The organism is Collimonas fungivorans (genome assembly GCF_028292705.1).
GTDB lineage: Bacteria > Pseudomonadota > Gammaproteobacteria > Burkholderiales > Burkholderiaceae_D > Collimonas > Collimonas fungivorans_B.
Map to the genome: position 1 here is coordinate 1 of NZ_JAQGLV010000285.1, position 7,282 is coordinate 7,282.

8 protein-coding genes are annotated in these 7,282 nt (G+C 60.6%); 2 read left to right on the top strand and 6 right to left on the bottom strand.

Features of this window, described 5'->3' with window-relative positions; translation table 11 throughout:
* On the top strand, positions 1 to 341 hold a 341-nt coding region (locus JWQ61_RS15890), incomplete at its 5' end, for a glutathione S-transferase C-terminal domain-containing protein (protein ID WP_304361386.1).
* A 118-nt stretch (positions 342 to 459) separates the two neighbouring features.
* On the opposite strand, the gene JWQ61_RS15895 is transcribed toward JWQ61_RS15890, so the two are convergent.
* The gene (locus tag JWQ61_RS15895; protein ID WP_304361387.1) at positions 460 to 1,266 is read right to left on the bottom strand and encodes a helix-turn-helix domain-containing protein; all 807 of its coding nucleotides are present in this window, start codon (positions 1,264 to 1,266) and stop codon (positions 460 to 462) included.
* 171 nt (positions 1,267 to 1,437) lie between these two features.
* On the opposite strand from JWQ61_RS15895, the gene JWQ61_RS15900 reads away from it, so the two are divergent.
* The gene (locus JWQ61_RS15900; protein WP_304361388.1) at positions 1,438 to 2,673 is read left to right on the top strand and encodes an MFS transporter; all 1,236 of its coding nucleotides are present in this window, start codon (positions 1,438 to 1,440) and stop codon (positions 2,671 to 2,673) included.
* A gap of 75 nt (positions 2,674 to 2,748) precedes the next feature.
* Here JWQ61_RS15900 and JWQ61_RS15905 read toward each other — a convergent pair whose 3' ends face one another.
* From JWQ61_RS15905 to prmA, 5 genes are all read right to left on the bottom strand, one after another.
* Positions 2,749 to 3,288, bottom strand: a complete 540-nt coding sequence (locus JWQ61_RS15905; protein WP_120237158.1) for a peroxiredoxin — start codon at positions 3,286 to 3,288, stop codon at positions 2,749 to 2,751.
* A 91-nt stretch (positions 3,289 to 3,379) separates the two neighbouring features.
* Positions 3,380 to 3,658, bottom strand: a complete 279-nt coding sequence (locus JWQ61_RS15910) for a hypothetical protein (RefSeq protein WP_220702537.1) — start codon at positions 3,656 to 3,658, stop codon at positions 3,380 to 3,382.
* Between the two features lie 208 nt (positions 3,659 to 3,866).
* On the bottom strand, positions 3,867 to 4,799 hold the full coding sequence (locus JWQ61_RS15915) for a carbohydrate kinase family protein (RefSeq protein ID WP_304361389.1): 933 nt from the start codon (positions 4,797 to 4,799) through the stop codon (positions 3,867 to 3,869).
* Between the two features lie 107 nt (positions 4,800 to 4,906).
* A complete protein-coding gene (locus JWQ61_RS15920; RefSeq protein WP_304361390.1) occupies positions 4,907 to 6,295 on the bottom strand; it encodes a DUF3426 domain-containing protein in 1,389 nt (462 codons plus the stop codon).
* A 7-nt stretch (positions 6,296 to 6,302) separates the two neighbouring features.
* Complete coding sequence (gene prmA, locus JWQ61_RS15925; protein WP_304361391.1) at positions 6,303 to 7,214, bottom strand: 50S ribosomal protein L11 methyltransferase; 912 nt, start codon at positions 7,212 to 7,214, stop codon at positions 6,303 to 6,305.
* Positions 7,215 to 7,282: the final 68 nt, after the last annotated feature.

Sequence of the window (7,282 nt, forward strand, 5' to 3'; positions counted from 1 at the left end):
TGAAATGCTGGGAAGCGCTGGCCGACGGCGTGCTGGACGCCGGCGTGCTGATCCGCCTGGAAAGCACGCAACGCGCTGAAGGCGAGCGCAGCCAGGCCTGGATAGACCGCCAGCAGCGCAAGATCGACGGCGGCCTGAAAGCGATGGCGGCAGGGCTGGCGGAAAAGCCGTTCTGCTCCGGCACCCATTATTCGCTGGCCGATGTCGCAGTCGGCTGCGCCCTGGGCTGGCTCAGCTTCCGTTTCCCCGAGATTAACTGGCGCGAAGATTATCCGACGCTGGCCAAACTGTATGAGAAATTGTCTGAGCGCCAGTCGTTCAAGGACACCGTTCCGCAATAAGCCCACATCGCCGAAGCCGGCTGTTCCGCAAGATGGACCATGGAACAGCGGCATTCGGATGCATCTTTCCCCGCGTAAACCTCTTTTTACTCCTGCATGACCTGAGCCCGGCCGCGCGCTAATTGCCTGCCTGGCTGCTTTTCTTCGGCGCGAAGAAGGTCGATGGCGACTGCCCGAAAGTTTTCCTGAACATGGCGGAAAAAGCCGACTGGCTGGCGTAACCCAGTTCGGTTGCCACCAGCGACAGCGGCATGCCGCGCGCGATCATCGGCGCCGCATGCGCCAGCCTGATCTGCTGCCGCCACTGGCCGAAGGTCATGCCCAGGTCGCGTTCGAACAGGCGCGCCAGGGTTCTTTCCGAGGCGCCGACCTGGTCTGCCCAGGCTGCCAGCGTCATGCTGGAATCGGGCGTTTCCATCAAGGCCTGGCAGATCGCATGCAAGCGCTTTTCGGTTGGCAGGGAGATGCGTATGCCCTGGGTTTGCGCCGCCGTCAGTTCGCTCAGTATCAATTGGCTGAGCAGGGTTTCCCTGCGGCTGCCGTCGTCGGTTTGCGACAGCGCGGCGATCAGTTCGCGCAGCAAGGTCGATACTTCCAGCACGATGCATTCCTGGCCGTCGAACGGCGTCGCATCGGTATGGATGTACAAGGCGCGCAGCTGCGATTTTTCCATGGTGGCGATTTCATGTTCCACCAGCGGCGGAATCCAGATCGCCCTGAGCGGCGGCACGATCCAGGTGCTGTTGCCGACGCTCACGCGCAGCACGCCTTCCGCTGCGTAGGTGACCTGGCCCCAGGGATGGGAATGTGCGCTCAGCAGCTTGGCGGCGTCCAGGTCGCGCGCACGCAGGCGCACCGGGTGCAGCGCGTCCGGCACGACGTCAAGCAAGCCGATGGTGGTATGGGTAAGTATTTGGGCTGGCATAAAGGAAGAATGGCAGAAATACGACAAATTATGTCTTTCTATCTTAAAACAGTCTCGGTTTTTTTGCTTACACTAACGTCTTGCGAATGATGACCATCTTGTCGACGGCTAAACAGGCCGCGTACTTTGCGTCTCTCATTGCCCATTATTCCCACTATTCATCTCACCACCATGCCAACCGCAGCCAAGCAGATTTCCCCCGCCATGGGATCGCACGACGCCGAGAAAACCGGTTTCCGCGTATTGGGCGCCATCAGTTTCGCCCACTTCCTGAATGACATGATCCAGTCGCTGATCCTGTCCATCTATCCGCTGCTGAAAGGCAATTTCAACCTCAGCTTCGCGCAGATCGGCCTGATCACCCTGACTTACCAGATGACCGCCTCGATCCTGCAGCCGCTGGTGGGGCTCTATACCGATAAACATCCAAAGCCGTATTCGCTGGCGCTGGGCATGGGTTTCACGCTGGTGGGCCTGCTGATCTTGTCGGTCGCGCCCAACTACGGCATCTTGCTGTTCGCCGCGGCCCTGGTCGGCACCGGCTCGTCGATTTTCCATCCGGAGTCGTCGCGCGTGGCGCGCATGGCTTCCGGCGGCCGCCATGGCCTGGCGCAGTCGATTTTCCAGGTGGGCGGCAATGCCGGCAGTTCCATGGGCCCCTTGCTGGCGGCATGGATCGTGATCCCGCACGGACAGACCAGCATCGCCTGGTTCTCGGCGGCGGCGCTGCTGGCGATCGTGGTGCTGTGGCAGATCGGTAACTGGTACAAGCGCAAGCGCCAGGAAGCCAAGAGCAAGCCGGCCAAGGCAAAACAGCATCATGTGACGCTGCCGCGCAACAAAGTGCTGCTTTCGGTAGGCATCTTGCTGATGCTGGTTTTTTCGAAATATTTTTACATGGCCAGCCTGAGCAGCTACTTCACGTTTTACCTGATCGACAAATTCCAGTTGTCGGTGCAATCGGCGCAGCTGCATCTGTTCGTGTTTCTGTTTGCAGTGGCTGCCGGCACCGTGCTGGGCGGTCCGATCGGCGACAAGGTCGGCCGCAAGGTGGTGATCTGGGTATCGATCCTTGGCGTGGCGCCGTTCACCCTGATGCTGCCATACGCCAACCTGTTCTGGACCGGCGTGCTGACGGTGGTGATCGGCGTGATCCTGGCTTCGGCATTCTCGGCGATCCTAGTGTTCGCCCAAGAGCTGGTGCCTGGCAAGGTCGGCACCGTATCCGGCTTGTTCTTCGGTTTCGCTTTCGGCATGGGCGGCATTGGCGCCGCTGCGCTGGGCCAGCTGGCCGACATGACCAGCATTCGCTTCGTCTACCAGGTCTGTTCTTTCCTGCCGCTGATCGGCCTGCTGGCGGCGTTCCTGCCCAATCTTGAAGGACACCGGCGCAAAGCTGCCGGCTGACCGGCAACAGTCGTAAAAAAAAGCGCGCTGGCGACAGCGCGCTTTTTTTCTGCTTATTTTTTACCTACTGCAGCATCACTTCTTCTGCTTGGCCACCCACTGTTCCAGCGCTTGCAGCGTATTGCTGACATGCTTGTCCGGATCCATGCTGCTGTATTCATAGATGATGCTGCCGTTGGGGGCGATCACGTACGATACGCGGTCGGCGTAGTTGGTCTTCGCCAGCAGCACCGAATCATAGGACTTCATGATTTTCTGGTCCTGGTCGGAGGCAACCGCGAATTTGCTGCGGCATTCGCTGACCGAGAATTTATTGAGGGTATCGATGTTGTCGGCGGATACGCCGATCACGGACGCACCGAGCGCCTTGTACTTGTCGACCGCATCGGCAAACAGATGGGCTTCGATGGTGCAGCCTTTGGTGAAAGCTGCGGGGTAAAAGTAGAGCACTACCGGGCCCTTTTTCAGCTCGTCGGCCAGCGAATAGCTGAACACCTTGCCGCCAAGGGAAGCCTGGGTGGTAAACGGCGGCGCCGGCTCGCCAGCCTTGAGAGCGGCAAAAGCCGGTGCTGCAACAGCGCTGCAAACCAATAAAGCGGCAATCAGTCGTTTCATGAAGACTCCTGGAGGAATGATAAGCAGCATCATGCGTCGAGATCGCGGCGTTGTCCAATCACTTGTTTAGCCAACGCTGCGATTAACTTGCTTAATGGCCGCCGTGCCAGCCGCCGCCTCCGCCCCAGCCACCTCTGCCGCCCCAGCCTCGTCCACCCCAACCGCCGCCGCCCCAGCCACGCGAATAGCCAAAGCCGATGTCCACGCTTGGCGCCACATACACCGGCGCCGGAGCGTAATAACCGCCGCCGTAATAACTGCCGTAGCCGCCGCCGTAATATCCGTCACCGCCGTAAGGATAGGCAACGCAGCCGCCTAGCAGCATGGTTGCACCGAGCAGTGTTGCTCCAATTAACAGTCGCTTTTTCATGAGACCCTCCGTCCCTGGTACTGATGGAAATTGGATATAAGCCTAGCAGATAAGTTCAGCTTGGACAGGGCGATGTGTATCACGCCGGAATTGTCGATTACGGGGGGTATGGTTGAGTGATGCAGGGAGATGCAGGGGAGATCGGCGATTTTTTCTTCCTATACTCCGCCCAGTACCGGCTCGGAGCACAGGATTTGATGTGCTACTTTTACAATCGGTAACCAAATTCACGATGGAAGCGGTCATCGATTTCTGCTCGGCTGGGTGCGTGGTTCTGCGGTCCCAGGTGAGCGATCTTGATGCTGCCCAGCAAGCTGGAGAGACGGCCGGTGGTGGCCCAGTCCATGCCGTTGCTCAAGCCATACAGCATGCCGGCGCGGAAGGCGTCGCCGCAGCCGGTCGGATCCAGCACCTGGTCGGCCTTGACGCAAGGAATGTCGATCTTGCCGCCGGCGGTGAAAATCTCCGCGCCGAGTTCGCCGCGAGTCACCACCAGCGCCGATACCCGCTCGGCAATCTGCGCCAGCGATAAACCGGTGCGCGAAGCCAGCATTTCAGCTTCATAGTCGTTCATGGCGATATAGGTCGCGAGTTCGACGAACTGCTTCAGTTCGTCGCCGTTGAACATCGGCATGCCCTGGCCCGGATCGAAGATCAGCGGGATGCCTTGCGCGGCGCAGTCGGCAGCGTGCTGCAGCATGCCGTCGCGGCCGTCGGGGGCGACAATCGCCAGCTTGACTGGGCCGGCGTCGGCTACCTTGTTTTCGTGCGAGTAGGTCATTGCGCCGGGATGGAAGGCGTTGATCTGGTTATTGTCGGCGTCGGTGGTGACGAAGCATTGGGCGGTGTAGATCGAATCGATGGTGCGCACCGTCTTGCGCGAAATGCCCTGCTGGTCGAGCCGCGCCAGGTAGTCGCCGCCGTCGTGGCCGATGGTCGCCATGATTTGCGGATCGCCGCCCAGCAGTTTCAGGTTGTAGGCGATATTGCCGGCGCAGCCGCCGAAGTCGCGGCGCAAGGTCGGCACCAGGAAGGAGACGCTGATCTTGTGCAGCTGGTCGGCCAGCAGCGCATCCGAGAAGCGTCCCGGATATTGCATGATGACGTCGAAAGCCAGTGAACCGCAAATGAGAGAGGTCATAATAAAAGAGGAAAACTCGCTGGTTGGCGCGGATGGTCTGCGCAAATAAAATAATTACGGGATAGAGTTTAAGCGCAACCGGCAAACTTTGCGCCGCTCGCCGCAGGTTACGGATAATACAAATATACCCGGTAACCGGACGCCTTCAATTGCAATAGCTCAAAACCCAGTTTCACGGGCTGTTCCTGGTCGCTGGCGAAACCCTGGGCCGGATTGGCTGTTGCGCTCAAATAGTCGTGGGGGATAAACACCCGGCGCGCTATCGCCTTCTCGTTGCCGTCGTTCAAGGTCAGTTCGATATTGGGCCAGGCTTGCACCGTGTCGCTGCGGTTGCGCAGCAGCAGGTTCAGTGAGAACAGGTTGCGGGCCGGATCGACCGCCTGCAGTTCATTGGCTTCGATCGAAATGCTGTCGATTTTCATGGGCAGGCCGACGCTGCAGCCGATTTTCGCGCAGGCGCCGACCAGCACCGGCTTGAGCTGCGGCATGCGGGCCGCCAGCTGGTCGCGGAAGAAATAAGTCGATTGTCCGGCCAGCCCGATCAGCAACAACGCACCTACGCCCCACATGGCCCAGCGCAGCGTGCCGCCGATGCGTTGCCTGCGCCTTGCGCTGAGGACAAAATCGGGTTCATCGGCTGCGGCAGGCTCTGGCTCAGCAGGGGTTTTGTCGCGGCTCTTCTTTTTATTGCTGCCGTCGCCGCTGTCCGCCGCGTTCGAGGGATTTGCAGCAGCAGGGGTCTTTTCCGCTCGCCACGGCTTGCGCTGCAATTCATCGATGATGCGATCCAGCTCATCGTCGTCAGCAGCGGTGCCGGATTCCGCTTTTGCAGCCTGCGTGTAGTCTTCCTGGCCGGCGACGTGCATCAGGGTCATGCGCGCCATCTGCTTGTCTTCTTCATCGTCGGCATGACGATGCCAGACATTCGGTGTCGGCGGATTGCTTGCCGCTTCGTCCGGATCGGTAGCGGCGGATGGTTTGATCAGGCCGAACGGCGTGTGGTGCACATCGGCCGGCGCCGACTGGCTGGTTTCTTCGGCGATCCGCAAATCTTCTTCGAGGTCGTCAATCGCCGCTTCTACCCGGCCTGATGCCATCGATCGGCCGGCAGTTTCAGGCGCGATGACAGGCAACGGGTGATCTGTGGCGACGGCGACTGCCGGCTCGGGTTCTGGTGTCGGTCCCGATATCGGTCCCGGCGTTGGTTCTGGTTCCGGTGCGACGTAAACCGGGGGCGGCGGGGCGCTATGCTGGGGTTCTGCCAAGGACGCTTCGTCAGCGGCAAAGCCATGGGTCTGGATAGTTACGGCCTCGTGCTCTGACGCCGTTGCAGGCGCCGGCACCGGCGCCGCCACGTCGGGCCGCACCAGGTGCTCGATGCCGTTGAAGACTTCGCGGCAGCTGCCGCAGCGGACCAGGCCGCCGCGCAGCTTCAGCTGGTCATTGGCGACCCGGAAGGTGGTCTGGCAATGCGGACATTGGGTCGCGAGCGCCATGGCCTGCTTACTTCAGGGTTCCGGACAGCGCTACCCAGCCATCCTGCTCTGCCCAGACACTCAGGGGCAGCCACTGCGCATAGGCGGCGATGACGTCTTCCGCCTGTTCCGCCAGCACGCCGGACAGGGTCAGGCTGCCGCCGGCAGCGATGCGGCTGCACAGCATGGGCGCCATCAGCTTGAGCGGGCCGGACAGGATGTTGGCGACCACGACATCGAATACCTGCAGTGCGCTGTTGGCGCTGAAATCTTCCGGCAGGTAATAGGCCACGTCGCAATGGTTGCGTTCGCTGTTGTAGCGCGCGGCATCGATCGCGTGCGGGTCGATATCGACGCCGATGACGGTGCTGTCGCTGTCGAGTTTCTTGGCCACCATGGCCAGGATGCCCGAGCCGCAGCCGTAATCGAGCAGCGATTTCGGTTTTTGCACCGGCACATGGATTTCCAGCCATTCCATGCAAAGGCGGGTGGTCGGATGGCTGCCGGTGCCGAAAGCCAGGCCCGGATCGAGTTCCAGGATCAGGCCGTTGGCGTCGGGCGCATCGTGCCAGCTAGGCACTACCCAGATATTCTTGCCGATGTGGATGGGTTCAAACTGCGATTGCGTCAGCCGCACCCAGTCTTGCGCCGCAACCGGCCGCAGCGAGTAAGGCGGAATCGCAATGCCGCAAGCTTTGGCGGCGTTGCCGACGATCGCTGCATGGTCGGCGTCGACTTCGGCCAGGACCACCACCCGGCTGCGCTGCCAGGCGGCTTCCTTGGGTTCCATGCCGGGTTCGCCGAACAAGGGCTGCTCGGCGGCGGTGCCCAGGTCGGCATCTTCCACCGAAACCGATAAGGCGCCGGCATCCATCAACGCGTCAGACAGCGTTTCGGCGTCGCTCAGGGCAACTTCAATAACAATTTCGGTCCAGCTCATCAGATGCCTTACTGTGTAATGGAGACTCCCTGAAGGGAATCCTTATTTCTTTGCCGCTTTATCCGTTT

What these genes read in the sequence shown, in the direction of transcription:
- JWQ61_RS15895 (WP_304361387.1), bottom strand. Translation starts at nt 1,266, where the DNA reads ATGCCAGCCCAAATACTTACCCATACCACCATCGGCTTGCTTGACGTC.
- JWQ61_RS15900 (WP_304361388.1), top strand. Translation starts at nt 1,438, where the DNA reads ATGCCAACCGCAGCCAAGCAGATTTCCCCCGCCATGGGATCGCACGAC.
- JWQ61_RS15905 (WP_120237158.1), bottom strand. Translation starts at nt 3,288, where the DNA reads ATGAAACGACTGATTGCCGCTTTATTGGTTTGCAGCGCTGTTGCAGCA.
- JWQ61_RS15910 (WP_220702537.1), bottom strand. Translation starts at nt 3,658, where the DNA reads ATGAAAAAGCGACTGTTAATTGGAGCAACACTGCTCGGTGCAACCATG.
- JWQ61_RS15915 (WP_304361389.1), bottom strand. Translation starts at nt 4,799, where the DNA reads ATGACCTCTCTCATTTGCGGTTCACTGGCTTTCGACGTCATCATGCAA.
- JWQ61_RS15920 (WP_304361390.1), bottom strand. Translation starts at nt 6,295, where the DNA reads ATGGCGCTCGCGACCCAATGTCCGCATTGCCAGACCACCTTCCGGGTC.
- prmA (WP_304361391.1), bottom strand. Translation starts at nt 7,214, where the DNA reads ATGAGCTGGACCGAAATTGTTATTGAAGTTGCCCTGAGCGACGCCGAA.